Genomic DNA, 25,143 nt, shown 5'->3' with positions numbered 1-25,143 from the left:
TCCGGACTCAACTCTCCAGCAACCGCCACGCCGTGAGCGCGAGCGTGGCCCGTACCAGCCCCGCCGGCTCGGCGAGGTCGAAGCCGAGCATTCGTGCAGGGCAGAGCCGTCGTCAAGACCTTCGGCGGCACAGGCCGCGCACACCGCGCCTTCCGCACGGCCACGGACGAGTTCACGGACGTCTTCCACCGGTTCGTGCGAGGGCTGGCCGGGATCGCCGCCGGCATGCAGACGCTGCTCTCCCCGCCGTTCGTGCTGCTGGCCGTGCTCACCGGCGGCACCGCACTGATCAACGGGGGCCGCATGCCGCCGGCCGACCTGCTGCCCTTCCTGCCGCTGGGCCTCGGACTCACCGCTCCGGTGGCGGCCCTCGGCCACGGCTTCGACGACATGCGGGCGGCGCACCAGGCGCTGCGGCGCATCCGTGACGTCCTCGCGGTCCCGCCGCTGCCCCAGCCCGCCAGGCCCGCCCCGAGCGGCTGATGCACGGCCGGACGGTGGTGATGGTGGCGCACCGGCTGAGCACCGTCGAACGCGCCGACCGCGTCGCCTTCCTCGACGGCGGCCGGATCGCCGAGCAGGGCGACCACCAGGAGCTGCTGGCCCGCGGCGGGCGCTACGCCGCCTTCTGGTCGGCGGCGCTCACCGTCGCTTCACGGCCCTGAGCACCACGAACTTCGGGTCGCTCGCCATCACTTCGCTGTTGCCGAACAGCCGGCGCAGCCGCACGTGGTAGCCCAGGTGGCGGTTGCCGATGACCCACAGCTCGCCGCCCGGGCGCAGTGTGCGCCGGGCGTCGGCGAACATGCGCCGGGCGGTGATGTCGGTGGTCGCCTGGTGGGAGTGGAACGGCGGGTTGTTCAGCACCAGGTCGACGCTGCCCGCCGCCACCCCGGCCAGACCGTCGCCGACCCGGAACTCCGCATGCCCCGGAACGCCGTTGACCCGGTAGGTCTCCTGCGCGGACGCCACCGCCTGGAAGGACTCGTCCACGAACAGCACCTCGGCCCGCGGCTGCGCCAGCGCCACCGCCGTCCCGACGACACCGTTGCCGCAGCCCAGGTCCACCACCCGCCGGCCGTCCTGCACGTCCGGCAGGTGCTTGAGGAAGAAGCGGGTGCCGATGTCGAGCCGGTCCGCGCAGAACACCCCCGCGTGATTGACCACGGTCCGGCCGGAGACGACGCCGAGGCCGCCGGGCAGCGTGTAGCGGTACGGCCAGGGGTTGGCGGGGCGGGCCAGCGCGGGATCGGGCGTGCAGAAGATCAGCCGGGCCTTCTTCTCGGCCAGCGAGGTACGGGTCGGGCCGAGGATCCGCTCGAACAGGCGCAGCGTGGAGGTGTGGATCTCCTTCACCATGCCGGTGCCGACGACGACCGTGTCCGCGTGCACGGCGGGCGCCAGCCGCAGCAGCTGGTCCTCAAGCAGCGCCAGGCTCTTCGGTACCCGCACCAGCAGCACGTCGATCCGCGGCGGCGGGTCGTCCTGCGTGGTCAGCAGCCGTACCGTCCCCGGCGCCACGCCGTTGCGCGCCAGATTCACGCGGGTCGCCTCCTGCCCCAGCCAGGAGTCGGTGATCTGCACCGGCCGGTGCTCCGCGAGCGCGGTGACCAGCGCACCCCACCGGTCACCGAGCACCACGACCGTCCCCGACAGCGGCACCCGCTCCCCGTCGAGATGCCGCAGCAGGTACTCGTCGGAGGCGTCCCAGGCGCGCAGCCGGTCCCGCGGATCCTCGGGAAAGCGGGTCAGCAGCCGGTCGCCCCACGGCGTCGTCATACGGTCGTCCATCGTGCCGCCCAGGCTAGCGGAACCGCAGCTCAGCCCGTGTCCGGCGGACTGCGGGCAGGATGGGGGCATGGACGGCGAACTGTTCCCCAGGGCACCGGCCGAGATCGCGCCAGGCGCCGTGCACGTACCCGGCTGGCTGGACGCGCGGGCGCAGCGCGAGCTGCTCCAGTCCTGCCGGGAGTGGGCCCGGCCGCCCGCCGGACTGCGCACCGTGCGCACCCCCGGCGGCGGCACCATGTCCGCCCGCCAGGTGTGCCTCGGCTGGCACTGGTACCCGTACGGCTATGCCAGGACCGTCGTCGACGGCGACGGCGCCCCGGTGAAACCCTTCCCCGGCCGGCTCGGCGAGCTGGGCCGCCGCGCGGTCGCCGACACCCTAGGCGAGCAGGCTGCGAAGACCGCCGCGTACGACATCGCGCTCATCAACTTCTACGACGGAGACGCCCGGATGGGCATGCACCGCGACAGCGACGAGAAGGCCGACGCCCCCGTGGTGTCGCTCAGCCTCGGCGACTCCTGCGTCTTCCGCTTCGGCAACACCGAGACCCGTACCCGCTGCACGGACGTCGAGCTGCGCAGCGGCGACCTGTTCGTGTTCGGCGGGCCGTCCCGGTTCGCCTACCACGGGGTGCCCAAGGTGCTCCCGGGCACGGCACCGCCCGAGTTGGGCCTGACCGGAAGGCTCAACATCACGCTCCGGGTCAGCGGGTTGTAGCGGGCCCGTGGTCTCCGGCCGTTTGCGGATCATGGGAGACTCACCCTCATGAGCGGGAAGGCGGACCCCCGGCCGGCGGGGGAAGGGACGACCTCGAGGACGCGGCTCGACCGGGGGCGCGGCGCGCTCGGCCCCGCGCTGGAGCTCGTGCACACCGGACGTGCCCCGACCCGTGCGGTCCTCACCGCCGAACTCGGCGTGACCCGCGCGACGGCCGGCGCGGTCGCCGCCGAGCTGGAGGCCCTCGGGCTGATCCGGGTGGACGCGCGGCCCGGCGCGGCGGCCGGCTCCCAGGGGCGGCCCTCGCACCGGCTGGCGATCGCCGAGGACGGGCCGGTCGCGCTCGCCGCGCAGGTGCACGCCGACGGCTTCCGGGCGGCCCTCGTCGGGCTCGGCGGCCGGATCGTCGCCACCACGCCCGGCTGCGAGGTGATCGACGCCGACCCGGCGAAGGTGCTCGGCTCGGTGGTGGCGGCCGGTGCCGAACTGCTCCGCGAGACCGGACGCCGCTGCGTGGGCGCGGGCCTCGCCGTGCCGTCGGCGGTGGCCGAACCCGAGGGCCTCGCCCTCAACCCGCTGCACCTGGCCTGGCCCGCCGGTGCCCCGGTGCGGGAGATCTTCGCCGAACAGGTGCGGGCCGCCGGTCTGGACGGGCCCGCCTTCGCCGCCAACGACATCAACCTCGCCGCCCTCGCCGAACACCGGCACGGCGCCGGCCGCGGCTCCCGCGACCTGCTGTGCGTGGCCACCGGACACCGGGGCGTGGGCGGCGCGCTGGTGCTCGACGGGCGCCTGCACACCGGCAGTTCGGGCCTGGCCCTGGAGGTCGGCCACCTCACCGTCAACCCCGAGGGCCGCCCCTGCCACTGCGGCAGCCGCGGCTGCCTGGACGTCGAGGCCGACCCGCTGGCCCTGCTCACCGCCGCCGGACGCGAACCGGGTCCCGAGATGTCCCTGCTGAAGCAGGCCGAGGAACTGATCCGCAACCATTACGACGACCCGGACGTCCGCACCGCCACCGAGACCCTGATCGACCGGCTGGGCCTCGGCCTCGCCGGACTGGTGAACATCCTCAACCCGGACCGGATCGTCCTCGGCGGACTGCACCGCACCCTCCTGGAGGCCGACCCCGAGCGGCTGCGCGCAGTCGTCGCCGACCGCAGCCTGTGGGGCCGCAGCGGCGGCGTCCCCATCCTGCCCAGCACGCTGGACCACAACAGCCTGGTCGGCGCCGCGGAACTGGCCTGGCAGCCGGTCCTCGACGACCCGCTCGGCGCGCTGACCTGAGCCGCCGGTCCGGGGCCGGGCCGCGCAGGAGCCGGCGAGGACGCCGGACCCGCGGCTCACCGCACCACGCGTACCACCGGTACCGGTGCAACCAGTACGGGTACCACCGGGCCCCGGTCCCGGACGACGCCTGCGCGCTGCCGCCGCGCCTGCGCCGAGAACGCCGGCCCGGAGGCCCGTGCGAGCCGCAGGAGCGCAGAGCCGACGGCTTGTACCACCCGGAGCAGCGCAGACTCGATGGCCTGTACGCGCCGGAGCAGCGCAGACCCGACGGCTTGTACGCGCCGGAGCAGCGCAGACCCGACGGCTTGTACGCGCCGGAGCAGCGCAGACCCGACGGCTTGTACGCGCCGGAGCAGCGCAGACCCGGATGCGCGCAAGAGCGCGCCGCCGCCCTCCCCGCCGAGCAGAATGGCCCGGAGCACCCGACGCGCGGCACCGGACTCCGCCCGGGCGGACCCGTGTGCCGCGTGCAGGCACTCAGCGTGCGCGACGACAGAAGGCCGAGGTCATGACCGACAAGCTCACCGTGGGCGTCCTGGGCACCGGCATCATGGGCGCGGCGATGGCCCGCAACATCGCCCGGGCCGGCTACCACCTCCGCGTCTGGAACCGCACCCGCGCCAAGGCCGAGCCACTGGCCGCCGACGGCGCGCTGGTCGCCGGCACCCCCGCCGAGGCGGTCGACTCCGCCGACGTGGTGCTCACCATGCTCCACGACGGGCCGGTCACCCTGGAGACCATGCGCGCGGCGGCGCCCGCTCTGCGCCCCTCCACCGTCTGGGCGCAGTCCGCGACGGCCGGGCTGGACGGCGTCGCCGAACTGGCCGCTTTTGCTCGCGAGCACGACCTGCTCTTCTACGACGCCCCGGTCCTCGGCACACGGGGACCCGCCGAGGCCGGCGAGCTGACCGTCATCGCGGCCGGCCCGGTCGAGGGCAGGGACACCGTCACGGCCGTGTTCGACGCCGTCGGCTCCCGCACGGTGTGGACCGGCGAGGACGGGGCCGAGGCGAGCGCCACCCGGCTGAAGCTGGTGACCAACAGCTGGGTGCTCGCGGCCACCGCGGCCACGGGCGAGGCGCTCGCCCTCGCCCGGGCGCTCGGCGTCCACCCTGGCGACTTCCTCGACCTGATCGCCGGCGGCCCCCTCGACATGCCCTACCTGCACGCCAAGGCCGGTCTCCTTATCGGCGGCGAGTTGTCCCCGGCCCAGTTCGCCGTGACCACGGCGGCCAAGGACGCCCGGCTGATCGTCAAGGCCGCCGAGCAGCACGGCGTGCGCCTGGACGTGGCCGCCGCGAGCGCCGCCCGCATGGAACGCGCCGCCGCCCTGGGCCACGGCGACGAGGACATGACGGCCGCCTACTACGCCAGCTTCGACCAGGACCCGCCGTCCTGACCCGGGCCGCTGCCAAGCTTCCCCCTGTCCCCCCCCACGCCCATGATCACGCCCCGAGGAGGCATTCATGTCCAGACCGCCGCTCCCCGAGAAGGCCGTCGACCTGCTGCGTCGTCCCAACCCCTGTGTCATGGCCACCGTCCGCTCCGACGGCGCCCCCGTCTCCACCCCCACCTGGTACCTGTGGGAGGACGACGGCCGGGCCCTGATCAGCCTCGACGCGGGCCGGGTGCGCCTCAAGCACCTGCGCCGCGACCCGCGGGTCACCCTCACGGTCCTGGACGGCGACAACTGGTACACGCACGTCACCCTCATCGGCCGCGTGACCGAACTGCGCGACGACGAGGGCCTGAAGGACATCGACCGCCTCTCCACCCACTACACCGGCAGCCCCTATCCGGACCGTGAGCGTCCGCGCGTCAGCGCCCGGATCGAGGTCGAGCGCTGGCACGGCTGGGGTGAACTCCGCGACAGCGACCAGGCGTCGCCCGGCTCCTGACACCGCGAAGCCCTCACCGTGACCACGCCGTCGCCGGAGCGGACGCACCGCCCGGGACGGCGGGGCCGTCGCCCCGTCCGAGCGGCCCCGTCGCTCGTCCCGGAGCGCCCGCAGGCGCGCCGCGTACTCCCGCCGGGGTAGCCCCCGGCCCCTCCGGCGCCGCGTCCGGCCCGGCGCCGCCGCCGGGCTGCTCCGGCCGCCGGACGGTACCGCGAGCGCCCTGACCTGCACCGGCCCTCCGCGTGCCGCCCCGCGCCCGGCACATCCGTACCGCCCCCGCCCCCTCCCGTACTCCCGGCGTGGTACCCGCACTGCCGCTCGCCGTACGACGACCGGGCACCCCCTCCGGGACGACTCTCGGAAGCACACCGCAACACAGGCGCATCGCTTCCGAAATACAGGCGCATCGCTTCCGAGGAGTTGAACGACCATGCAGACCCTGGCGCACTTCGGCGACGGCGGGCCCGGCCCGTGGATCCTGCTCTTCCCCCTCGTCTGGGCCCTGATCATCGGCGGCGGCATCGCCCTGCTCCGCCGCACCGTGTGGCGCGGCCGCGGTGGACGCTACGGCCGCGGCGGGCCCGGGCAGTCCGGACCCGCTCCGGACTCGCCCATCACGGTCCTCGGCCACCGCTTCGCCTCCGGTGAGATCGACGAGGACGAGTACTGGCGCCGCCTGTCCGTCCTGGACGAGCAGTTCGGGCGCAAGGGGTCCGAGGGAGGTGCGGCATGACCGCCACCGCCACCACCGGCTCGGTCACCCGCACCGCCGCCCGCGTCGTCGACGCCGTGAAGGTGTACGGCAGCGGCGACACCGCCGTACGGGCCCTGGACGGGGTGACGGTCACCTTCCCGGCCGGCCGCTTCACCGCGATCATGGGCCCCTCCGGCTCCGGCAAGTCGACCCTGATGCACTGCGCCGCCGGACTGGACACCCTCACCTCCGGCTCCGCGTACATCGGCGACACCGACCTGGGCGGGCTCGACGACCGACGCCTCACCCTGCTCCGGCGCGACCGGGTGGGCTTCGTGTTCCAGGCGTTCAACCTGGTGCCGACGCTCACCGTCGCCGAGAACATCACCCTGCCGCTCGATCTCGCGGGCGGCGGGGGAGACCCTGAGTGGATCGACGCCCTGATCGACGTCGTCGGTCTGCGCGACCGCCTCGGTCACCGCCCCGCCGAACTCTCCGGCGGACAGCAGCAGCGCGTCGCCGTGGCCCGCGCCTTCGCCGGCCGGCCCGACGTCGTCTTCGCCGACGAACCCACCGGGAACCTCGACTCCCGCTCCGGGGAGGAGGTCCTCGGGCTGCTCGGCCGCACCGTGCGCCACACCGGCCGCACGGTCGTCATGGTCACCCACGACCCGGTGGCCGCCGCCCACGCCGACGAGGTCGTCTTCCTCGCCGACGGCCGGCTCGTCGACCGGATGGAGGCGCCGACCGCCGACCGCGTCCTGGACCGGATGAAAGCCTTCGAGGTGCCGTCATGAATGCCGCCCTGCGCCTGAGCGCGGCCTCGCTGCGCGCCCACAGGCGGCGCTTCGCCGGAACGTTCCTCGCCGTGTTCCTCGGCGTGGCGTTCCTGGCCGGAACGCTCGTCATGGGCGACACGCTGCGCGCCAGCTTCGACACCATGTTCGGCAAAGCGGCCCGCGGTACCGACGCCGTGGTCCGCAGCGCCGACGCCATCACCACCCCCGGAGAGGCCCAGGGCGTGCGGCAGCTGGTGGACACCGGCCTCACCCGCACGATCGAGAAGGTCCCCGGCGTCGCCGCGGCCGTCCCTGACATCCAGGGCGCCGGACAGCTCGTCGGCGCCGACGGCGAGCCCATCGGCGGCCAGGGCCCGCCCACCGCCGCCGGCAACTGGATCACCGACCCCGAGCTGAACCCGTACCGGCTCGCCGAGGGCCGCGCCCCGCAGAAGTCCGGCGAGGTCGTGGTGAACCGCGGCACGGCCGAACGCGGCGGCCTGTCCCTCGGCGACACGACGGTGCTGCGTACCCCCGACCCGGTGAAGGTGACCATCGTCGGGCTCGCCACCTTCGGCGGCGAGGACGGCATGGCCCAGGTGACCTACACCGGCATGACCCGTGCCGACGCCGAGAAGTACCTGACGGCACGCCCCGGCGAGGCGGCGAGCATCCTGGTGCGCGCCGAACCTGGCGTGAGCCAGCAGGAGCTCGTCGACCGCCTGTCCGGCGTCCTGCCGCAGGACGTCGAGGCGATCACCGGCCAGGAGTCGGCCGAGGAGAACAACGAGATGATCTCCGGCCAGTTCCTGAGTATCTTCACGCTCTTCCTGCTGGTGTTCTCCGGCGTCGCCCTGCTGGTGGCGACCTTCTCGATCCACAACACCTTCGCCATCGTCGTCGCGCAGCGCACCCGCGAGAACGCCCTGCTGCGCGCCCTCGGCGCCTCCCGCCGCCAGATCACCGCCGCCACCCTGGTGGAGGCGACCGCCGTGGCCGTGACCGCCTCACTCGCCGGACTCGCCGGCGGCATCGGCATCGCCGCCGGACTCCAGGCCCTGTTCCCGGCGATCGGCTTCCCCTTCCCGGAGGGCAGCCTGGTCATCGGCGCCCTCTCCCTCGCCCTGCCCCTGGCCGTCGGCGTGGTGGTCTGCCTGGGCTCCGCGCTGCTGCCCGCCGTACGCGCCGGGCACACGGCACCGCTGGCCGCCCTGCGCGAGACGGCCGTGGACACCTCCGGCGCCTCCCGCTCCCGCGCGCTCACCGGAGCGGCCCTCGGCGCCCTGGCCCTCGCCATCACCCTCGCCGGCGTCCTGGTCACCCCGTCCGTATGGCTGGCCGGAACGGGCGCGGTCCTCGCCCTGGTCACCTTCGTGGTCCTCGGCCCGGTCGCCTCCTCCACCGCCGTCCGGGTCCTCGGCGGCCCGCTGCACCGCCTGCGCGGCATCACCGGCGGCCTCGCCCGCCGCAACGCCCTGCGCAGCCCCAAACGGACGGCGGCCACGGCGAGCGCCCTGATGATCGGCGTGGCCGTGGTCTCCCTGTTCACCGTCTTCGGCGCCTCCCTGAAGGCCACCATGGACCAGACCGTCTCGCGCTCCTTCGCGGGCGACGTCGCCGTCAGCGCACCGTCCTTCGGCGCGGGCGGCAGCGGCCTCAGCCCGCGCCTCGCCCCGGCGGTCGGGGAACTGCCCGAGGTGGACACCGCGGTCGGGCTCGGCCGGGGCGTCGCCGAAGTCGAGGGCGACGGACGGGCCTTGACGGTCACCGACCCCGCCGCCCTGGAGCGCACCTTCGACCTCGGCGAGATCCGCGGCTCCCTCACCGGCCTGGGAACCACCGGCATCGCCCTCACCGAGAAGGAGGCCGACCGGCTGGACGTCGCCCCCGGCGACACCACCCGGCTCACCTTCACCGACGGCCAGGAGCAGACCTTCACCGTCCGCGCCGTCTACGGCCGTTCCGAACTCGCCGGTGACTACGTCATCACCCGCGACGCCTGGGCCCCGCACCGCACCCAGGACGCCGACACCCTGGTCGCCGTCAGCTTCGCGGACGGCGTGAGCGCCGAGCAGGGCAAGGCCGCCGTCGAGAAGGTCGCCGGCCAGTACGGCAACCCGGAGGTGCAGACCCGCGAGGAGTACGCCGAGTCCTCGGCGGGCGGCATCGACATGATGCTCACCCTGGTCTACGCCCTGCTGGCCCTCGCCGTGCTGATCGCGCTGCTCGGCATCGCCAACACCCTCACCCTGGCGATCCACGAGCGCACCCGCGAACTGGGCCTGCTCAGGGCGGTCGGCCAGACCCGGGCCCAGCTGCGGGCCATGGTCCGCTGGGAGTCCGTCCTGGTCGCCGCCTTCGGCACGGCGGGCGGCCTGGCCCTCGGCGGCTTCCTCGGCTGGGTCCTTGTCGCGGCCTCCGACGGCGCGAGCGACAGCGCCTTCGCCTTCGCGATCCCGCCCGTCCAACTCGCCCTGGTGGCCCTGGTCGGCCTGGCCGCCGGCGCCCTTGCGGGCCTCCGCCCCGCAAGCCGGGCGTCCCGCCTCAACGTCCTGCAGGCCATCGCCACCGAATGAGCCCCGGGACAACACCGTTGGGTGGGCCCGCAACCTACGTTGCGGGCCCACCCACGTCCACTGTCCCTACGCGCCGGCCGCGAGAGAGCCGCAGGGGCGCGCCGTGGTCGGGACGGCGAACGCGCGCAGGCCCGAAGGGCTGAGCACGATCGCCGTCCCGACCACGGCTTCCAGCGCCCCGGAGGCGAACGAGCCGATGCCGTACGGGTGCGTCAAGACCTCTGCTCTCCGCACCGGCCTGCACGAGCGTGGGCCGGTACCGAACCGCACGGTCCCAGGGCGCACCGCACGCCGCGCGCCCCGCCGAAGCCAACGCCGAACCTATGTTGCCCTGGCCATCTGATCCGCCCCCCGTTCCGCAACCGCGAGCCGCGGCACCCCGTCCGGCACCACGAGCCCCGCGGCGTTGGGCGTGGGCAGCGTGAACCAGACGACCTTGCCGGACTCGCCGTCCGGCAGGGCGCCCCAGCTCTCGCTCAGCGCCGCCACCATCGCAAGGCCCCGGCCGCAGGTGGCGAGCGGGCCCGCGTCCTCCACGACCGGCAGACGCGGGTCGTGGTCGCGCACGGAGACCTTGAGCCGCTCCAGCAGCAGCTCCATCTCCACGGTGCACGTCTTGTCGGGCTGGGCATGCCGGTGGACGTTGGACAACAGCTCTGTCACACCGAGCGAGGCCCGGTCTATCAGGGAATCCATGTGCCAGTAGCGCAACTGCGCAGATACGATTCTGCGGACCTGGCCGATCCGCGACGGCAGGGCTTGGAGCTCCACCGTGCAGTGCCTGCTTGGGTGACTGATCACGGCTGCGACTCCCCGGTGTCAGGTCCGGTACGAGGCCCGGAAGAACGCGGAGTACGGATCCAGCAGGATGCCTGCGTGACGCTGCCGCCTGCTGTCGTGGCCGGCGGGCTGGTTCGCAGCGTTATCGCCGGTAAACCCAGAGTGACGTGTGACAAGCGTGACTCAAGGGGTGATGTGGCGCAACTCACGGACATCTCAGCCGCCGCGCCCGGATGCGCGCCGTACCGCCTCGATGAACCGGCGGGCGGCCGGCGGCCCCGGCTCGCCCGGTGCGGGATCGTGCTCGCCCAGGGTCAGCAGGTACCGCTTGCCGTTGAGATCCGCGAGCGCACGGTCCTCGGGGGCGAACCACGGCTTGGACGCGCGCACCGCCTGCACGGGCGCGCTGTCGATCTCGGTGCCGTAGCTGGTGAGCAACTCCAGCCTGCCGTCGCTGATCCGGACCTGCCCGGCCCGGGTGAGCGAACGCAGCCGCTTGCCGATCCGCACCCCTCTGGCCGTGAACTCCGGCTCGGCCATGTTCACCCGCCCCCTCGCGCGTGTGTCGGTGTGCCGGACCGTGCTCCCCGGCCGGCCCGAGTCCGGAACCGGTGTCGGTGTGCCCCGGTCCGGGGCGCTGCTCCCGCCGGTGAGTGTGCCCCCGTGCGCCGCGGAGCACCAGTGCATGCGCTCCGGTTCTCAGGGGCGCGAGAAGCACTGACGCAAAAGCGCCGCCACCCCTTCACGCCCTCTGTGCCCAGGGTTGCCTTTGGGTCGCCCAAAGATGCGTTTATGCAGGTGAGAAGTGGTGCGAAGGGTGCTTATGATCGGAGTGCCGGCCCGCGCAGGACGCCGCGTCGGCGCCCAGTGTAAGGAGCCCCGTGGTGAGCACCCCCCGACAGACCATGACCGGCGCCACCCTGGACGTCGACCACACCGATCCGGCCTACCGGGCCTGGCTGAAAGAGGCCGTGCGCCGGGTGCAGGCCGACGCCAACCGCTCGGCCGACACCCACCTGTTGCGCTTCCCGCTGCCCGAGCACTGGGGCATCGACCTCTACCTCAAGGACGAGTCGACCCACCCCACCGGCAGCCTCAAGCACCGCCTGGCCCGCTCGCTCTTCCTCTACGGCCTGTGCAATGGCTGGATCCGGCCGGGCCGCCCGGTGATCGAGGCCTCCAGCGGTTCCACGGCCGTCTCGGAGGCGTACTTCGCCAAGCTGATCGGCGTGCCCTTCATCGCCGTCATGCCGCGCACGACCAGTGCCGAGAAGTGCCGTCTGATCGAGTTCCACGGCGGGCAGTGCCACTTCGTGGACGACCCGCGCACCATGTACGACGAGTCAGCCGCCCTCGCGGTGGAGACCGGCGGCCACTACATGGACCAGTTCACCTACGCCGAGCGGGCCACGGACTGGCGCGGCAACAACAACATCGCCGAGTCCATCTTCCGGCAACTGCGGCTGGAGCGTTACCCGGAGCCCGCGTGGATCGTCGCCACGGCCGGCACCGGCGGCACCTCCGCGACTCTCGCTCGCTACGTCCACTACATGCAGTACGACACCCGGATCTGTGTCGCCGACCCGGAGAACTCCTGCTTCTTCGAGGGCTGGACGACCGGCGACCCGGACGTCACCTGCGACTGCGGCTCCCGCATCGAGGGCATCGGCCGGCCCCGTATGGAGCCCAGCTTCGTGCCCGGCGCCATCGACCGGATGATGAAGGTGCCGGACGCCGCCAGCGTCGCCGCCGTGCGGGCGCTGGAGGGCGCCATCGGGCGCAAGGCCGGCGGCTCGACGGGCACGGGCCTGTGGAGCGCGCTGAAGATCGTTTCCGAGATGGTGGCGGAGGGCCGGCAGGGCAGCGTGGTCACGCTGCTGTGCGACCCCGGGGACCGCTACCTCGACAAGTACTACTCGGATGCCTGGCTGGCCGAACAGGGCCTGGACATCGCGCCCTGCACCGCCGCCATCGAGTCGCTCCTGCGCACCGGCGTCTGGCCCGACTGACCCTCGGTCGCCGGACTACCGTGCCAGCCGGCGGTCCAGGGAGGTGACCGCGTCACGGAAGGCGCGGGCGAGCCCGGGGCGGGCGAGCTTGAGCATGTGCCGGAACGGCGCCGTGCCGTCGACGGCGACGGTCCACTGCACGCGGGTGCCCCCACCGGCGGGCGCCAGCAGCCACTGCTCGACCATGGCGCGGGCGCCGGGCGCGTTGGTCACGTCCACGCGGTAGGTGTACTCCTCGGGCGCCTTCGCCACCAGGATCGTCTCCCGGAAGCGGGTGCCGCCGCGCAGCCGGATCTCCCGGCCCGCGCCGTCGTCCAGCGGGCGGGCCAGCGTGACGGCGCCGAACCACTCGGCCCAGCCGGGAACGTCCTCGGCGAGCGCGGGGTACACCCGCTCCGGCGGTGCGGAGATCTCCCGCGCGAAGACCAGCCGTACCGGCGCGGTGGCGACGAAGTCCGTCCCCACGGGACGCAGACGGTGAGCCATGCCGTGACCTCCGTGAGAGAAACGCGCCGCGGGGACAGGGTGGTCCGGCACGGCGCTGCATCGTGGCCGACGGGCCGTCAGTCGTCCGCCGGCTCCTCGGGCTCGGGCTCCTCCGGCTCGCCCGCCACGATCAGCCGCCGCAGATGCTCGGAGACCTCCGCACGGGCCTCGGCGGGCAGCCCGGCGTCCGTCACCAGCGTGTCCACCTGGTCCAGCGCGGCGAACGAACTCAGGCCCACCGTACCCCACTTGGTGTGGTCGGCCACCACCACGACCCGGCGGGCCGACTGCACGAGGCGGCGGTTGGTCTCCGCCTCCGCGAGGTTCGGCGTGGACAGACCGGCCTCCACCGATATCCCGTGCACGCCGAGGAACAGCAGGTCGAAGTGGAGCGCCGCGATCGCCTGGTCGGCCACCGGCCCCACCAGCGAGTCGGAGGGGGTGCGCACCCCGCCGGTCAGCACGACCGTGGCCGAGCCCTGCCGGGGACCCGAGGTGCGCTGCGCGGCGTGGAACACGTCGGCCACCCGCACCGAGTTGGTCACCACCGTCAGGTCGGGCACATCGAGCAGCTGGTGCGCCAGCGCGTAGGTCGTCGTGCCGCCCGACAGCGCGATCGCCGCGCCCGGCGGGACCAGCTCCGCCGCCGCCCGCGCGATGTCCTCCTTGGCGCTCAGCTCCATGCCCGACTTGGCCTCGAACCCGGGCTCGTGCGTGCTCGCCTCGACCACCGGGACCGCACCGCCGTGCACCTTCTCCAGGACACCCTGCCGGGCCAGCGCGTCCAGGTCGCGGCGGACCGTCATGTCCGACACGCCCAGCTTCCGGGTCAGCTCGTTGACCCGGACTCCGCCCCGGCGCCGGACCTCGTCGAGGATCAGGGTGCGCCGCTGCTCCGCGAGGAGGTTCTGATTCTCACCCACGTACGCTTCGGTCCTTTCCGCCGCCATCCGACCGACACGTCCGGCGCACGCGTTCCGGCGAGCCGACCTCTCCCCGTCACCGGTGCGCGGACGTCCCATCCTCCCATGCCGCGCCGTCCCCGGCGCCACCGGTGGCTGGTCGCGCACATGTCACTGTTGGGTCGCGAGGCGCGTGCCGGTCACCCGGACAGGGGAGATTCCGTGACGGCGGGTGTCAGCCGCCCCGGCGCAGGAGAGGCTGTGCCCGCACGGTCGGAGCCGACGGCACGTCACGGGGAAGTGCGACACGGTGGAACGCGCGAAGGATCACAGGCCGGCAGCGAGCGGACCGGGAGGGGACGGCGAAGGTCCCGCACGCCCGGGGGAGCAGGCCGGGCACGCGCTGGAACTCCTGGTCCACGGGGTGGGCGGCACCACCCCCGAGCGGATGCTCGACGACCCGCGCACCGTGCGCGTCACCGGCGACGACACCGCCGCCGTCTTCCGGCGCGCCGACGACGCCGACGCGGAGCGGCGGCCCGGTGACCGCAGGGACGGTCCCGTCCCCGAGGCGTACGTCTGGTGCAACCTCACCTCCGGCAACGGCACCCGCGCCCTGTGGCTGCTGCTCCTGCCGTTCATGGTGGTCAACCTCGCCCACTGGATGCGCCCCACCGCCCGGGGCCGCAGACGCACCGTCCGGCTCTACGGCCTGCTGGTGCGCCTGGCCGGACTCAGCCTGACGGTGCTGCTGGTCGCCGCCGCCTGCGAGGTCGCCCTCGACCTCGCCGCATGGCAGTGCGCCGGCACGGCGGAGTGCGCTCAGGGGCACTCCTGGCTGGGCTTCCTCTCCCCCCGCCTCACCGACGGCGGCTGGTGGAGCATGCCCGGCCGCAGACTGGCCCTCGCCGCCGTCGTGCCCCTCGCCCTGACCGGCCTGCTGTGGTACCTGTCGCTGCGCACCTGGAACGCCTACGAGGCCCAGCAGCCCCTCGTCCGCGCCCCCGAGACCGGCGAGGAGGGCTCGCGCAGCGCGCTCGGGAGGCCCGGTTTCTGGTACGGGCGGCGCCTGGTGGCCCGGCTGCGTGCCGCGCACACCGCCGCGGGACTGCTGACGGTCGCCGCCGCCGTCGGCTCGGCCGCCGCCCGCGAGGACCGCCGGCCGGGCGGCCCGGCCCTGCTGCATGTGCTCGGCGTGCTCCTCGAGGCGGCGCTGGTGACCGGCGCGGCCGTGATCGTCTGGGTGGTCTGCCGCCGGGGCCGCAGCGAACGCCGCCTCGACTCCGCCGGTGATGTACGCCTGGTCCGGCTGCTGCCGCTGTCCGCGCTGGTCCTCCTCACGCTCAGCCTGCTCTACGCGGGCTGGGAGCGCCCCGGCTGGGAGTCGGCGGGCCGGCTGCCCGGCGACGCCACCTTCGGCGCCCTGGCCCTCGCCCAGGGCCTGCTGGTGATCGTCCTCGCCGTGGTCGCCCGCGTCCTGCACCGGACCGACCCCGACCGGCGGACCGCCATGCGGGGCCTGGCCGGACCTGCCGTGGCGATGCTGGCCTGCGCGCTGGGCGGGGTGATGTCCGGCGGCGTCGCCCAGCGGGTGTCCGACTGGCTGGACGGCACCGGCACGTCGATCCCCGGACCGCCGGTGCTGCTGACCTGGCAGGCCTCGGTGATCCCGCCGCTGCTCGTGCTGCTGCTGACGCTCTGCGGCTGGCTGGCCCACCGCGCCTGGCAGCTCGCCCGGGCCGAGCGCGCCGCCGTGGAGAGCGACTACCCGGGGGAGGCGACCGACCCCCACCGCACCCGCCGCATCGCCTACGCCCGCGCCATGGCCGCCCTGACCGACCGGGGGCCGCGGATCGTCGCCGTCACCTCCGCCGCCACCCTGCTGCTGGGCGCGGGCGCCCTGTTCGGGGCGCTGGCGACGGAGAAGACCCCCGGCGAGGCCGCCCGCGGCAGCTACGCCGTGGTGCACGGCGCCGCCGAGACCGCCCAGGCGCTGGGCTCCTGGCTGATCGGCCTCGGCTTCATACTGTTCGTCACCTGGGGCCGCCGCGCCTACAAGGACGCCTCGGCACGCCGCACCATCGGCATCCTGTGGGACGTCGGCACCTTCTGGCCGCGCGCCGCCCACCCCTTCGCACCGCCCTGCTACGCCGAGCGCGCCGTGCCCGACCTCACCTGGCGCATCGCCACCTGGACCGCCTCCACCGGAGGCCGCCTGGTCCTCTCCGGTCACTCCCAGGGCAGCGTCCTCGCCGCCGCCGCGGCCTGGCAGCTCGACCCCGCCACCCGCAAACGGGTCGCGCTGCTCACCTACGGCTCACCGCTGGAGCGGCTCTACGGCCGCTGGTTCCCGGCCCACTTCGGCCCGGACGCGCTCGGCAAACTGCACGAGGAGGTCGACTGCTGGCGCAACCTCTACCGGCTCACCGACCCCATCGGCGGCCCGATCGGCCTCCCCGGCGACTGCGGCCCCGCCGTGGACCGCGCCCCCCTCAAGGACCCCCTCGCCTACGGCCGCACCCCCACCCACCCGCTGCCGGCCCCCATCCTCGGCCACTCCGACTACCAGTCCGACCCCGCCTACACCGAGGAACGCCACCGCCTCCTCACCCGCCTCCACCCCGAACTCCCGACCCCGCGCACGGGCGCACTTTGACGGCCGGCTGTTGAGCCGACGGTGCCGGGTGGCAGGCGGGCGAGGCCGGGGTCCAGGGGCGGAGCCCCTGGCGGGGTCGCAGGGGTGGGCGAACCTGCACGGCACCCGCAGGGGTGGCGAACCTGCACGGCACCCGCAGGGGCCGGCGCCCCGACGACCTACCCCAGCTCCGGCAGATCCTCCGCGTACAACAACGTCAGATCATCCGTATCCGGCTCAGCCAGCTGCGCGACCCTGCTCGCATGCCGCTCCACCATCGCCTCGAACGTCTGCCGCGCCGTACGCCCATTGCCGAACCCCGGCCCCTTGGGCATCTCCGCGAAGTACTTCAGCAGCGCCTCCGGAGCCCCCGGCGCCAGCCGGTACTCGTGCTCCTCCGCCTGCTGCTCCACGATCCGCAGCAGCTCCTCCGGCGAGTAGTCGCTGAAGGTGATGGTCCGCGAGAACCGGGACGCCACACCGGGGTTGACCGACAGGAACCGCTCCATCTCGGCCGTGTACCCGGCGACGATCACCACCACCGCGTCCCGGTGGTCCTCCATCAGCTTCACCAGCGTGTCGATGGCCTCCTTGCCGAAGTCACGCCCGGCGTCCTCGGGAGACAGCGCATACGCCTCGTCGATGAACAGCACCCCGCCGCGCGCCCGCTCGAACGCCTCCTGGGTGCGGATCGCCGTGGACCCGATGTGCTCGCCGACCAGATCCACCCGCGACACCTCGACCAGATGCCCCTTCTCCAGCACCCCGAGCGCCGCGAGGATCTCGCCGTACAGACGGGCCACCGTCGTCTTGCCCGTGCCGGGGGAGCCGGTGAACACCAGATGCCGTTTGACCGACGCGGCCTTCAGCCCCGCCTGCTGCCGGCGCCGGCCCACCTCGATCATGTCGGTGAGCGCCCGCACCTCGCGCTTGACGCTCTCCAGGCCGACCAGCGCGTCGAGTTCACCGAGCACGTCCTTGGCGGTGCGCACCGCCGGCGCGGGCTCCGCAGCCGGTGCGGCGGCGGCCGGCGCGGGCTGTGCGGCCGCGGACCGCTCCACGCGCTGCTCCGGCACCCCGCCCAGCAGCCCGGGGGAGGTGTTCACCGACTGCACGGCCCGTTCGGTCGCCGCGGGCGCCCGCAGGCTGCCGCTCTCGTCGCTGGTGCACTCCTCGACCAGCGGCCCGCCCGCGTTCACCGCGTCCGCGCCGCCGTCGGCGAACTCGTAACCGCCGCGCGCACAGCGCTCGGTGCGGCACTTGCGCAGCGTGGTGCGGCTCCCGTCTATGACGTGGAAGCCGTAGCCGCCGCTGCCGGTGACCCGGCAGTTGAGGAAGCTGCCGCGGCCGCCCGCGGAGACGTAGACGCCCGCTTCTGCGGGGGAGGTGATGGTGCAGCGCTCCACGGCCGGGTCGGCGCCCTTGGTGACGATCAGGCCGGTCTGCATGCCGTCCAGCGTGCAGTTGCTGAGGGTGCCTCCGCTGCCGTGGTCGCGGAACCAGGCGCCGGTCGCCGCCTCCCGGATCCGGCAGTCGTCCAGCTGGGCGGTGGCGCCGTCGCTGACCGACACCGCCGTGTTGCGCACCTGCCACAGGTCGCTGTCGACGACGTCCGCCCGTGAGCCGCGGTCCAGGACGAAGAGGGCGTCGGGCACGTCGTGCACCCGGCAGGAGTCCAGGACGGCGGTGGCGCCGTCGCTCACCCATACCGCCGGGTAGTCGCCGGTGCTGTCGAAGATCTCGCAGTGGTCGGCGTCCACCCGTGTGCCCGGGTCCCACACCGACAGGCCGTTGCGCCCGAACTGCCGCACGGTGGTGCGGGTGAGGGTGAGCACGGAGCGCGAGCGCAGGTCGACCGCGTTCTCCGGGATGTCGTGGATGCGGCAGTCGGCCAGCGTCAGCACCGCGTCGGTGTCCAGCGTGACCCCGTCGGTGGTGGTGCGGTGCACATCGCAGTCGGTGAGCTGCGCGGTGGCCCGCGCGGTCACCTGCACTCCGCTGCCGCGCACCTCGTAGACCTCGCAACCGGTCGCGTCCAGCGCGGAGTTCTCCCCGGTCACGGTCAGCCCGGATCCGGAGGTGTGGTGCACCCGGCAGCGCTCAAGCCGGGGCTGGGCGCCGCCGCGCACCGCCACGCCGGCCTGCCCGGCGGCGACCACCTCGCACTCCTCGAACACCCCGCCGCCGCCGTCCAGTACGGCGATGCCGATGCCCGCCGGGTTGTCGACCGTGCAGCGGTGGACCGAGGGCCGGGCGGTGCCGCGCACCTCGATGCCGGCCGCGGACCGGGTGACCACCCGGATGTTCCGCAGCTCCGGGGTGCTTTCCTCGATCAGCACCGCGGGGGCGGCGGCGTCCTGGCCCTCCACATGCAGGTCCCGGACGACCGCGGCGGCCCGCACGGTGAGCGGCACACCGTCCGCCGGCGCGATGCGCACCGAGCCGGGGGAGCCGTCGGGGCCGCGCAGGGTCACCGCCCGCCGCACGACGAGGTTCTCCCGGTAGGTGCCGGGGGCGACGGTGAGGACATCGCCGTCGGCCGCGGCCTCCAGGGCGGCGGCGAGCGATGCGTACTCACCCGTGCGGCGCCGCCACCGCGAGGTGCCGGTGTGCGTCACCTGGACCGTGCCCTGTGCCATGGCGTAACTGTGCCCCCACCTCGTCGTACGCAGGTTGTTCGCGGTTTTGCTTGCGCCGGACCACCGTAGCGTGCGCGCGGCCTGGGGGTTGACCGGAGCGGGAAGCCCGTCAGCTGCCGGTGCCGGTCCGTCCCCAGTCCGGTCCCGCCCGGTGCCATGCCTGGTCCCAGAGCGCGTACCGGTGGCGGACCATACGCCAGACGATCAGCCGCCGGGCGCACTCGATCAAGCCGGCGGCGACCAGGGCGGCGCCGGCACCGGCGATCATGGCGTGCGCGGTGGCCGTCGCGGCGTCGAGCGGGCGGGCCACCAGCCGGCCGTTGCGGTCGGTCCATATGCGGAACCGGTCGCCCGGCCGGGGATCCTCCAGCCGGGCCGGCACCGTGCCCCGGTGGACGGTGCGGTCGGGCGCGGTCCAGTGGGCGAGGACGCGGCTGTGCAGGTCCTGCCCGGTGGCCGCCTCGGCGTCCAGGTCCAGGGCCGACGGCTCCAGAGCGCGGATCACCGTCGCCGTCACGGCGTACCGGGACCGGTTCTGCTCGCGGACGGACTGCTGGAGGGCGTCCTGGGCGGCGTTTTCGACCAGCACGCCGGTCACGGGGGCGGCGATGAGCAGGAGCAGCAGCGCCGTGAGGGCGACCCAGCCCTCGAGCAGGTCGGTCGGGCGGCACAGCGGATTGTGCCGCCAGCGCCACAGGCCGCTGATCGCACGCACGGTCGCCGTCCCCCTTCGCAGCCGTCTCACGCACTTCTCACGCAAGTGCCAACGCGCCGGCCCGCGATCCGGTTCCCGGGGTCCCCCCGCAGGGGGCGGCCCCGGCCGTCGTCGCGTTGACGAGGACTCAGGCCACGACGACGACCGGGTCCCCGACCCGGACGGTGCCGGGCGAGACGGGCACGAGGTTCTGTCCGAAGACCAGTCTGCCGCCCGACCTTCGGTGCCGTCCAAGAGAGTGCAGGGGCTCCTTGCCGCGCCGGGCCGTGGTCTGGTCGGTGGTGGTCACCACGCAGCGCCCGCAGGGTTTGGCGACCCGGAAGGCGACCTCCCCGATGGTGATGCGGGACCAGCCGTCCTCGGCCCAGGCGGGGGCGCCGTCGACGACGACGTTCGGCCGGAACCGGTTCATGGGCAGGGGGCCCTCCGCCGCGTGCTCGCCTTCGGCGATGAGGGAGTTGAGGGCGTCGAGCGAGGAGGTGGAGGTGAGCAGCAGGGGGAAGCCGTCGGCGAAGGTGACGGTCTCGCCGGGCAGCGCGAACTCGGGGTCGACCGGGCGGCGGGTGGCCGGGTCGTCCAGGTGCACCAGGCGCACGGCGGCGCCGAGACAGGTGCTGCACCAGGCGTGCACGGCGGGGTCCTCGGCCGGGACGGTGTCGACCTTGTCGTCGAAGAGCTGCACCCTGACGGTGCCGCCCGGCCGGGGCACGGGCACCTCGATCGGGTCCATGCCGGGCGCGGACAGCCGGACACCGCCGCCGGGCAGCAACTCGGCGGCGGCCAGGGCGAGGCGCGGCTGCTGGCGCTGGGTGACGACCTTTCCCCCGTCGTCGATCAGCATCCAGCGCCGGTCTCCGGCCGGCCCCCAGGGCTCCACGGCAACCTCCCGGAGCGCAATGCTCCGGAACGCCTTGACCGGATGGACGTGGATCGAGTGCAGTCGCGCGTTCCCCATGGGGCCATCGTGCCAGTCACCGGCCGGTGGCCCGCAGGGGATCTCAGTATCCGCGGTACTGCTGGTTCTGGTACGGGTCCTGATACTGCGCCGGAGCCGGCCGGGGAGCCGCGGGGCGCATCGCCTCGTAACCCGCGGCCGGAGCCACCGGACGCGGCGGCTGCGGCTGGGGCCCGGGGTAGCCGCGCGGCGCGGAGGCCTGCTGCGGGATGTACGGCGCGTGCGCCTGCTGCAGCGGTGCGGGCTGCGGGGCCTGCGGATAGCCGTACGCGGGCTGGGACGGTGCCGCCGGGAGGGCGGGCAGTGCCGACGGGAGCGCCGGCAGCGAGCTGCCGGGCGCGTCGTAGGCGGCGGGGACCCGGATCGGGGCGATCTGCGGGGTGCCCCGCTCGGCCACGAGCGAGTCGTAGATCGGGGTGTCCGGGAAGGAGGCGGAGTAGTAGCCGCCGCCATAGGTGGAGCGGGGGGAGGTCATGGCACATAAGTTAAGCCCACGATGTGCTGGTTGGGGAGACCGATAAGAGGGTTGTTTTAGGGGTCTTCAGTGGTCTGGAGTTCCCCAATGCGAGCGAATTTGACGAAAACGGACTTCGTGTGGCCGAAGTTTGGTGTAAAGGCCAAGGCCCAGGCGGGTTACCGGCGGTTGCCCGATTGTTCTCCCCGCAGCCGGACCCGCGCCCGCGGCCCGTCGCCGGAGGCGGGCTGGATGACGGAGTTGATCCCGCAATAGGTTGGGCCGACGACAACCCGATGGATGCCGGGAACGGGCCTGGCGCGAAGACCTCATGGGGGCGGACATGTCAATGCCGAAGGGATCGAACACGCCGGTGCCGACCACGGCGCTCAGGGTGGAGCTGGGCTGGCGCTCCGGCCCCGGCGTGCCCGACGCCGACGCCTCGGCACTGCTGCTGGTGGGCGGGAAGGTCCGCTCCGACGACGACTTCGTCTTCTACAACCAGCCCAGCCACGCCTCCGGCGCCGTCCGGCACGAGGGCAAGCGCACCGCCGGCGGCCAGGTCACCGACACCCTCCTCGTCGACCTCACCCGCATCGAGCCCGCCATCGAGACGGTGATCCTGGCCGCCTCCAGCGACGGCGGCACCTTCGGGCAGATCCCCGGCCTCTGCATCGAGGTCAAGGACGCGGCGCAGGGCACCGTCGCGGCCCGCTTCGACGACACCGGCGCGACCACCGAGACGGCGTTCGTGCTCGGCGAGTTCTACCGCCGCCAGGGCGCCTGGAAGTTCCGCGCCGTCGGCCAGGGCTACAGCAGCGGACTCGAGGGCCTCGCCACCGACTACGGCATCACCGTGGACGAGCCCCAGCACGCGGCACCCACCCCGGCCGCACCTTCCACTCCGCCCCCGGCCGCGCCCACCATGAACCGGCCGGTCACCCCGCCGCAGCCGCCTGTGACCCAGCCGGCCACGCCGCCCCCGCCGGCCACGCCACCCGCGCCGGTCCAGCTCACCAAGGTGACGCTCACCAAGTCGGCACCCTCCGTCTCACTCACCAAGCAGGGCGGCACCTCCGGCGCCCTGCACGTGAACCTCAACTGGCAGGTGCGCAAGCAGTTCTCGGGCTGGGCCGCCAAGCTCGGCCGCCCGGTCGCCATGCACTCCGACCTCGACCTCGACCTGTGCGCCCTGTACGAACTGAGCGACGGCACCAAGGGAGTCGTCCAGGCCCTCGGCAACGCCTTCGGCTCCTTCCACCAGCCGCCCTTCATCCACCTGGACGGCGACGACCGCACCGGCGCCGTCGCCACCGGCGAGAACCTCCGCGTCAACCTCGACTACAAGCAGTACTTCCGGCGCATCCTGGTCTTCGTCACCATCTACGAGGGCGCCCGCTCCTTCGCCGACCTCAACGCCCATGTCACGCTGACCCCGCAGCACGGCGCGCCGATCGACTTCTCGCTGGACGAGTGCACCGTGCCCTCGACGGTGTGCGCCCTCGCCCTGATCACCAACTCCGGCAACGGCGACCTCGTCGTCCAGCGCGAGGCCCGCTACCTGGTGCCGGAGCGCGGAGTCAGCCCGCAGCGCACCATCGACTACGCCTACGGGTGGGGCATGAACTGGACACCGGGCCGCAAGTGACGCCGGACCGCACGGGCCGCGGGTGACCGGGGCCGACGGGCCTCAGTTGCCACGTGACCGCACAGGGCCGCAAGTGACCTGGGACCGCGGTCCGTTCACCCCTTCTCGGGCACGGTGTCCGGACGCGCGTAGGTGCGGCCCTTCCAGGCCGCACCCCGCCCCCGGTGGTGCTGCACCGCCGAGTCGACCGTCATCAGCAGGTACATCAGCGCCGTGAACGGCAGCAGCGGAGCGAGCCACAGCGGCTGCCGGTAGTAGCGCAGCATCGGCGCGTAAGTCCCCGCCATCACCACCCAGGCGGCCGCACCGGCGGCCACGGCCGGCCCGTTCCCCGCCGCCGCGCCCGCCACCGCCGCCACCGGCGGCACCAGATACACCAGCGCCAGCCCGGCGACCGTGCCCGCCAGCAGCGCCAGGCTGTGCCGCAGCTGGGCGTACGCGCTGCGCGACACCATGCGCCACAGATCACGCAGCCGCGGATACGGGCGCACACTGTCCACCCCGTCCGCGAGCCCCAGCCAGACCCGCCCTCCGGCGCGCTTCACCGTCCGGGCGAGGGCCACGTCGTCGATCACCGCGTGCCGGATCGCCTCCGGGACCCGCACCCGCTCGGCCGTCCCGGCACGCAGCAGCACACAGCCGCCCGCCGCCGCTGCCGTGCGCGCGCCGTCGTTGCCGATCCGGCGGAACGGGTACAGCTGAGCGAAGAAGTACACGAAGGCCGGCACCACCAGCCGCTCCCAGCGGCTCGCCACCCGCAGCCGGGCCATCTGCGAGACCAGGTCGACATTGCCGCCGTGCGCCGCCGCGACCAGCCGCCGCAGACTGTCCGGAGCGTGCGCGATGTCGGCATCCGTCAGCAGCAGGTACTCCGGCGCTCGGGTACGGGCCAGCGCGATGCCGTGCCGCACCGCCCAGAGCTTGCCGGTCCACCCGGCCGGCGGCTCACCGGGCGAGTCCACCGTCAGCGGCAGCCCGCCCTGCCGCCGCGCCAGCTCGCGCGCCAGCTCCCCGGTGCCGTCCGTGCTGCCGTCGTCCACCAGGAAGACCTCCGCCTGCCCCGGATACTCCTGCGCCAGCAGCGACGGCAGACTCGACGGCAGCACCGCCGCCTCGTCCCGGGCCGGGACCACCACGCACACCCGCGGCCATTGCTCCGGTTCCCGCAGCGGCGGGAGGCGGACGTCCGTGCGCCAGAAGAAGCCCTGGCCGAGCAGCAGCCACAGCCAGGCGGCGAGGGATCCGACAGCGGTCCACGCAAGCACGCTCACGCTGCGCAGTCTGCCCCACGGAAGCGGCCGGAAGCGGGCCATCGTCTATCGTGGCCGGGTGAAGATCGCGCTCATGGACTCCGGAATCGGTCTGCTCGCGGCCACCGCCGCGGTACGGCGTCTCCGCCCCGACGCCGATCTCGTCCTCTCCCTCGACCCCGACGGCATGCCCTGGGGTCCGCGGACACCGGAGGACCTCACCGAGCGCGCCCTGGCCGTCGCCGAGGCGGCCGCGGCCCACCGCCCCGACGCGCTGATCGTCGGCTGCAACACCGCCACCGTGCACGCGCTGACCGCCCTGCGCGCCCGCCTCGAACCGGACCTGCCGGTCATCGGGACCGTCCCGGCGATCAAGCCCGCCGCGGCGGGCGGCGGCCCGCTGGCGATCTGGGCCACGCCGGCCACCACCGGCAGCCCCTACCAGAAGGACCTGATCCGCAACTTCGCCGACGGCGTCAGCGTCAGCGAGGTGCCCTGCTGGGGACTGGCCGAGGCCGTGGAGCGCGCCGACGAGAACGCCATCGACGAGGCGGTCGCCGCCGCCGCGGCGCTGACGCCGGAGCATGTCACCACCGTCGTCCTGGGCTGCACCCACTACGAACTGGTGGCCGAACGCATCCGGGCCGCCGTGCAGCGCCCCGACGCACCGCCGCTCGCCCTGCACGGCTCCGCGGGAGCGGTCGCCGCGCAGGCGCTGCGCCGCATCGGCGCCGAGCCGGCCCCCGACGCCCCCGCGAGCGGCTCCCTGACGGTCCTGCTCAGCGGCCGCGAGGGCGCGCTGCCCGCATCCGCCCTCACCTACGCGGAGGGCCGCCTGCTGCAGCAGGTCACCCCTACGGCCTGAACGGGATCGCGAGATTCTCGGGAATCTGGAGCCCGGGCGCGCGATGTCCATAGGGCGGGCCC

At 74.0% G+C, this 25,143-nt stretch carries 23 protein-coding genes and 1 pseudogene; 13 read left to right on the top strand and 11 right to left on the bottom strand.

Features of this window, described 5'->3' with window-relative positions; all coding sequences use genetic code 11:
• Nucleotides 1-93: 93 nt before the first annotated feature.
• Together ABD207_RS09220 and ABD207_RS09215 are read left to right on the top strand one after the other, a co-directional pair.
• Nucleotides 94-483, top strand: coding sequence for an ABC transporter ATP-binding protein (locus ABD207_RS09220; RefSeq protein ID WP_344011490.1), 390 nt, complete (start codon nt 94-96; stop codon nt 481-483).
• A pseudogene (locus tag ABD207_RS09215) lies at nt 474-665 on the top strand (ABC transporter ATP-binding protein); the annotation flags it as partial. The gene ABD207_RS09220 and the pseudogene ABD207_RS09215, both read left to right, overlap by 10 nt.
• On the opposite strand, the gene ABD207_RS09210 reads toward ABD207_RS09215, so the two are convergent.
• Nucleotides 643-1,779, bottom strand: coding sequence for a methyltransferase (locus tag ABD207_RS09210; RefSeq protein WP_344011536.1), 1,137 nt, complete (start codon nt 1,777-1,779; stop codon nt 643-645). The pseudogene ABD207_RS09215 and the gene ABD207_RS09210 overlap by 23 nt on opposite strands.
• A 79-nt stretch (nt 1,780-1,858) precedes the next feature.
• On the opposite strand from ABD207_RS09210, the gene ABD207_RS09205 reads away from it, so the two are divergent.
• The 7 genes from ABD207_RS09205 to ABD207_RS09175 all read left to right on the top strand — a co-directional run bounded on the left by ABD207_RS09205 (nt 1,859) and on the right by ABD207_RS09175 (nt 9,743).
• Complete coding sequence (locus tag ABD207_RS09205; protein WP_344011489.1) at nt 1,859-2,506, top strand: alpha-ketoglutarate-dependent dioxygenase AlkB family protein; 648 nt, start codon at nt 1,859-1,861, stop codon at nt 2,504-2,506.
• Between the two features lie 48 nt (nt 2,507-2,554).
• Entirely contained in the window at nt 2,555-3,793 is a 1,239-nt protein-coding gene (locus tag ABD207_RS09200) for an ROK family protein (protein WP_344011488.1), read from the top strand.
• A gap of 370 nt (nt 3,794-4,163) precedes the next feature.
• Nucleotides 4,164-5,195 carry an NAD(P)-dependent oxidoreductase gene (locus ABD207_RS09195; RefSeq protein WP_344011487.1) on the top strand — a complete coding sequence of 344 codons (1,032 nt, stop codon included), beginning with the start codon at nt 4,164-4,166 and terminating at the stop codon, nt 5,193-5,195.
• 67 nt (nt 5,196-5,262) lie between these two features.
• The gene (locus tag ABD207_RS09190) at nt 5,263-5,694 is read left to right on the top strand and encodes a PPOX class F420-dependent oxidoreductase (protein ID WP_344011486.1); all 432 of its coding nucleotides are present in this window, start codon (nt 5,263-5,265) and stop codon (nt 5,692-5,694) included.
• Between the two features lie 430 nt (nt 5,695-6,124).
• Nucleotides 6,125-6,427 carry an SHOCT domain-containing protein gene (locus ABD207_RS09185; protein ID WP_344011484.1) on the top strand — a complete coding sequence of 101 codons (303 nt, stop codon included), beginning with the start codon at nt 6,125-6,127 and terminating at the stop codon, nt 6,425-6,427.
• Nucleotides 6,424-7,185, top strand: coding sequence for an ABC transporter ATP-binding protein (locus ABD207_RS09180; RefSeq protein ID WP_344011483.1), 762 nt, complete (start codon nt 6,424-6,426; stop codon nt 7,183-7,185). The genes ABD207_RS09185 and ABD207_RS09180 overlap by 4 nt, the downstream gene beginning before the upstream one ends.
• A complete protein-coding gene (locus tag ABD207_RS09175) occupies nt 7,182-9,743 on the top strand; it encodes an ABC transporter permease (RefSeq protein WP_344011481.1) in 2,562 nt (853 codons plus the stop codon). The genes ABD207_RS09180 and ABD207_RS09175 overlap by 4 nt, the downstream gene beginning before the upstream one ends.
• A gap of 66 nt (nt 9,744-9,809) precedes the next feature.
• Here the strand turns inward: ABD207_RS09175 and ABD207_RS09170 are convergent, their stop codons facing one another.
• The 3 genes from ABD207_RS09170 to ABD207_RS09160 form a co-directional block, all read right to left on the bottom strand.
• Complete coding sequence (locus tag ABD207_RS09170; protein WP_344011479.1) at nt 9,810-9,959, bottom strand: hypothetical protein; 150 nt, start codon at nt 9,957-9,959, stop codon at nt 9,810-9,812.
• A 105-nt stretch (nt 9,960-10,064) separates the two neighbouring features.
• Nucleotides 10,065-10,544 carry an ATP-binding protein gene (locus tag ABD207_RS09165; protein ID WP_425580659.1) on the bottom strand — a complete coding sequence of 160 codons (480 nt, stop codon included), beginning with the start codon at nt 10,542-10,544 and terminating at the stop codon, nt 10,065-10,067.
• A 195-nt stretch (nt 10,545-10,739) separates the two neighbouring features.
• On the bottom strand, nt 10,740-11,063 hold the full coding sequence (locus ABD207_RS09160) for a hypothetical protein (protein ID WP_260830134.1): 324 nt from the start codon (nt 11,061-11,063) through the stop codon (nt 10,740-10,742).
• Between the two features lie 365 nt (nt 11,064-11,428).
• Between ABD207_RS09160 and cds1 the strand changes: the two genes are divergently transcribed.
• Nucleotides 11,429-12,532, top strand: coding sequence for an L-cysteine desulfhydrase Cds1 (cds1, locus tag ABD207_RS09155; RefSeq protein WP_344011534.1), 1,104 nt, complete (start codon nt 11,429-11,431; stop codon nt 12,530-12,532).
• 15 nt (nt 12,533-12,547) lie between these two features.
• Here cds1 and ABD207_RS09150 read toward each other — a convergent pair whose 3' ends face one another.
• Both ABD207_RS09150 and ABD207_RS09145 read right to left on the bottom strand, forming a co-directional pair.
• Nucleotides 12,548-13,018 carry an SRPBCC family protein gene (locus ABD207_RS09150; RefSeq protein WP_344011478.1) on the bottom strand — a complete coding sequence of 157 codons (471 nt, stop codon included), beginning with the start codon at nt 13,016-13,018 and terminating at the stop codon, nt 12,548-12,550.
• A gap of 77 nt (nt 13,019-13,095) precedes the next feature.
• Nucleotides 13,096-13,941, bottom strand: coding sequence for a DeoR/GlpR family DNA-binding transcription regulator (locus ABD207_RS09145; protein WP_344011477.1), 846 nt, complete (start codon nt 13,939-13,941; stop codon nt 13,096-13,098).
• A gap of 289 nt (nt 13,942-14,230) precedes the next feature.
• Between ABD207_RS09145 and ABD207_RS09140 the strand changes: the two genes are divergently transcribed.
• Nucleotides 14,231-16,576, top strand: a complete 2,346-nt coding sequence (locus ABD207_RS09140) for a hypothetical protein (RefSeq protein WP_344011476.1) — start codon at nt 14,231-14,233, stop codon at nt 16,574-16,576.
• Nucleotides 16,577-16,734: 158 nt separating this feature from the next.
• Here ABD207_RS09140 and ABD207_RS09135 read toward each other — a convergent pair whose 3' ends face one another.
• From ABD207_RS09135 to ABD207_RS09120, 4 genes are all read right to left on the bottom strand, one after another.
• Nucleotides 16,735-19,194 (bottom strand): right-handed parallel beta-helix repeat-containing protein, encoded by a 2,460-nt coding sequence (locus tag ABD207_RS09135; RefSeq protein ID WP_344011475.1) that lies wholly within the window; start codon nt 19,192-19,194, stop codon nt 16,735-16,737.
• Between the two features lie 109 nt (nt 19,195-19,303).
• The gene (locus ABD207_RS09130) at nt 19,304-19,909 is read right to left on the bottom strand and encodes an Rv1733c family protein (RefSeq protein WP_344011473.1); all 606 of its coding nucleotides are present in this window, start codon (nt 19,907-19,909) and stop codon (nt 19,304-19,306) included.
• A 127-nt stretch (nt 19,910-20,036) separates the two neighbouring features.
• Nucleotides 20,037-20,864: an MOSC domain-containing protein gene (locus ABD207_RS09125; protein WP_344011471.1), complete on the bottom strand. Its 828-nt coding sequence runs from the start codon at nt 20,862-20,864 to the stop codon at nt 20,037-20,039.
• A gap of 43 nt (nt 20,865-20,907) precedes the next feature.
• Nucleotides 20,908-21,339: a DUF6643 family protein gene (locus ABD207_RS09120; protein ID WP_343997230.1), complete on the bottom strand. Its 432-nt coding sequence runs from the start codon at nt 21,337-21,339 to the stop codon at nt 20,908-20,910.
• Between the two features lie 328 nt (nt 21,340-21,667).
• On the opposite strand from ABD207_RS09120, the gene ABD207_RS09115 reads away from it, so the two are divergent.
• On the top strand, nt 21,668-22,966 hold the full coding sequence (locus ABD207_RS09115) for a TerD family protein (protein ID WP_344011532.1): 1,299 nt from the start codon (nt 21,668-21,670) through the stop codon (nt 22,964-22,966).
• Nucleotides 22,967-23,061: 95 nt separating this feature from the next.
• On the opposite strand, the gene ABD207_RS09110 is transcribed toward ABD207_RS09115, so the two are convergent.
• Nucleotides 23,062-24,279 carry a glycosyltransferase gene (locus tag ABD207_RS09110; RefSeq protein ID WP_344011470.1) on the bottom strand — a complete coding sequence of 406 codons (1,218 nt, stop codon included), beginning with the start codon at nt 24,277-24,279 and terminating at the stop codon, nt 23,062-23,064.
• A 16-nt stretch (nt 24,280-24,295) separates the two neighbouring features.
• On the opposite strand from ABD207_RS09110, the gene ABD207_RS09105 reads away from it, so the two are divergent.
• Entirely contained in the window at nt 24,296-25,081 is a 786-nt protein-coding gene (locus ABD207_RS09105; RefSeq protein ID WP_344011469.1) for a glutamate racemase, read from the top strand.
• Nucleotides 25,082-25,143: the final 62 nt, after the last annotated feature.

Origin of the sequence: Streptomyces thermospinosisporus, from assembly GCF_039526425.1 — a bacterium.
GTDB classification, from domain to species: Bacteria; Actinomycetota; Actinomycetes; order Streptomycetales; family Streptomycetaceae; genus Streptomyces; species Streptomyces thermocarboxydovorans.
The sequence above is the reverse complement of the archived record's forward strand: the minus strand, read 5'-3'. Positions and strand labels throughout refer to the sequence as shown.

What these genes read in the sequence shown, in the direction of transcription:
- cds1 (WP_344011534.1), top strand. Translation starts at nt 11,429, where the DNA reads ATGACCGGCGCCACCCTGGACGTCGACCACACCGATCCGGCCTACCGG.
- ABD207_RS09190 (WP_344011486.1), top strand. Translation starts at nt 5,263, where the DNA reads ATGTCCAGACCGCCGCTCCCCGAGAAGGCCGTCGACCTGCTGCGTCGT.
- ABD207_RS09160 (WP_260830134.1), bottom strand. Translation starts at nt 11,063, where the DNA reads ATGGCCGAGCCGGAGTTCACGGCCAGAGGGGTGCGGATCGGCAAGCGG.
- ABD207_RS09115 (WP_344011532.1), top strand. Translation starts at nt 21,668, where the DNA reads ATGCCGAAGGGATCGAACACGCCGGTGCCGACCACGGCGCTCAGGGTG.
- ABD207_RS09210 (WP_344011536.1), bottom strand. Translation starts at nt 1,779, where the DNA reads ATGACGACGCCGTGGGGCGACCGGCTGCTGACCCGCTTTCCCGAGGAT.
- ABD207_RS09185 (WP_344011484.1), top strand. Translation starts at nt 6,125, where the DNA reads ATGCAGACCCTGGCGCACTTCGGCGACGGCGGGCCCGGCCCGTGGATC.
- ABD207_RS09175 (WP_344011481.1), top strand. Translation starts at nt 7,182, where the DNA reads ATGAATGCCGCCCTGCGCCTGAGCGCGGCCTCGCTGCGCGCCCACAGG.
- ABD207_RS09205 (WP_344011489.1), top strand. Translation starts at nt 1,859, where the DNA reads ATGGACGGCGAACTGTTCCCCAGGGCACCGGCCGAGATCGCGCCAGGC.
- ABD207_RS09110 (WP_344011470.1), bottom strand. Translation starts at nt 24,279, where the DNA reads ATGGCCCGCTTCCGGCCGCTTCCGTGGGGCAGACTGCGCAGCGTGAGC.
- ABD207_RS09125 (WP_344011471.1), bottom strand. Translation starts at nt 20,864, where the DNA reads ATGGGGAACGCGCGACTGCACTCGATCCACGTCCATCCGGTCAAGGCG.
- ABD207_RS09120 (WP_343997230.1), bottom strand. Translation starts at nt 21,339, where the DNA reads ATGACCTCCCCCCGCTCCACCTATGGCGGCGGCTACTACTCCGCCTCC.
- ABD207_RS09195 (WP_344011487.1), top strand. Translation starts at nt 4,164, where the DNA reads ATGCGCGCAAGAGCGCGCCGCCGCCCTCCCCGCCGAGCAGAATGGCCC.
- ABD207_RS09200 (WP_344011488.1), top strand. Translation starts at nt 2,555, where the DNA reads ATGAGCGGGAAGGCGGACCCCCGGCCGGCGGGGGAAGGGACGACCTCG.
- ABD207_RS09180 (WP_344011483.1), top strand. Translation starts at nt 6,424, where the DNA reads ATGACCGCCACCGCCACCACCGGCTCGGTCACCCGCACCGCCGCCCGC.
- ABD207_RS09135 (WP_344011475.1), bottom strand. Translation starts at nt 19,194, where the DNA reads ATGGCACAGGGCACGGTCCAGGTGACGCACACCGGCACCTCGCGGTGG.
- ABD207_RS09150 (WP_344011478.1), bottom strand. Translation starts at nt 13,018, where the DNA reads ATGGCTCACCGTCTGCGTCCCGTGGGGACGGACTTCGTCGCCACCGCG.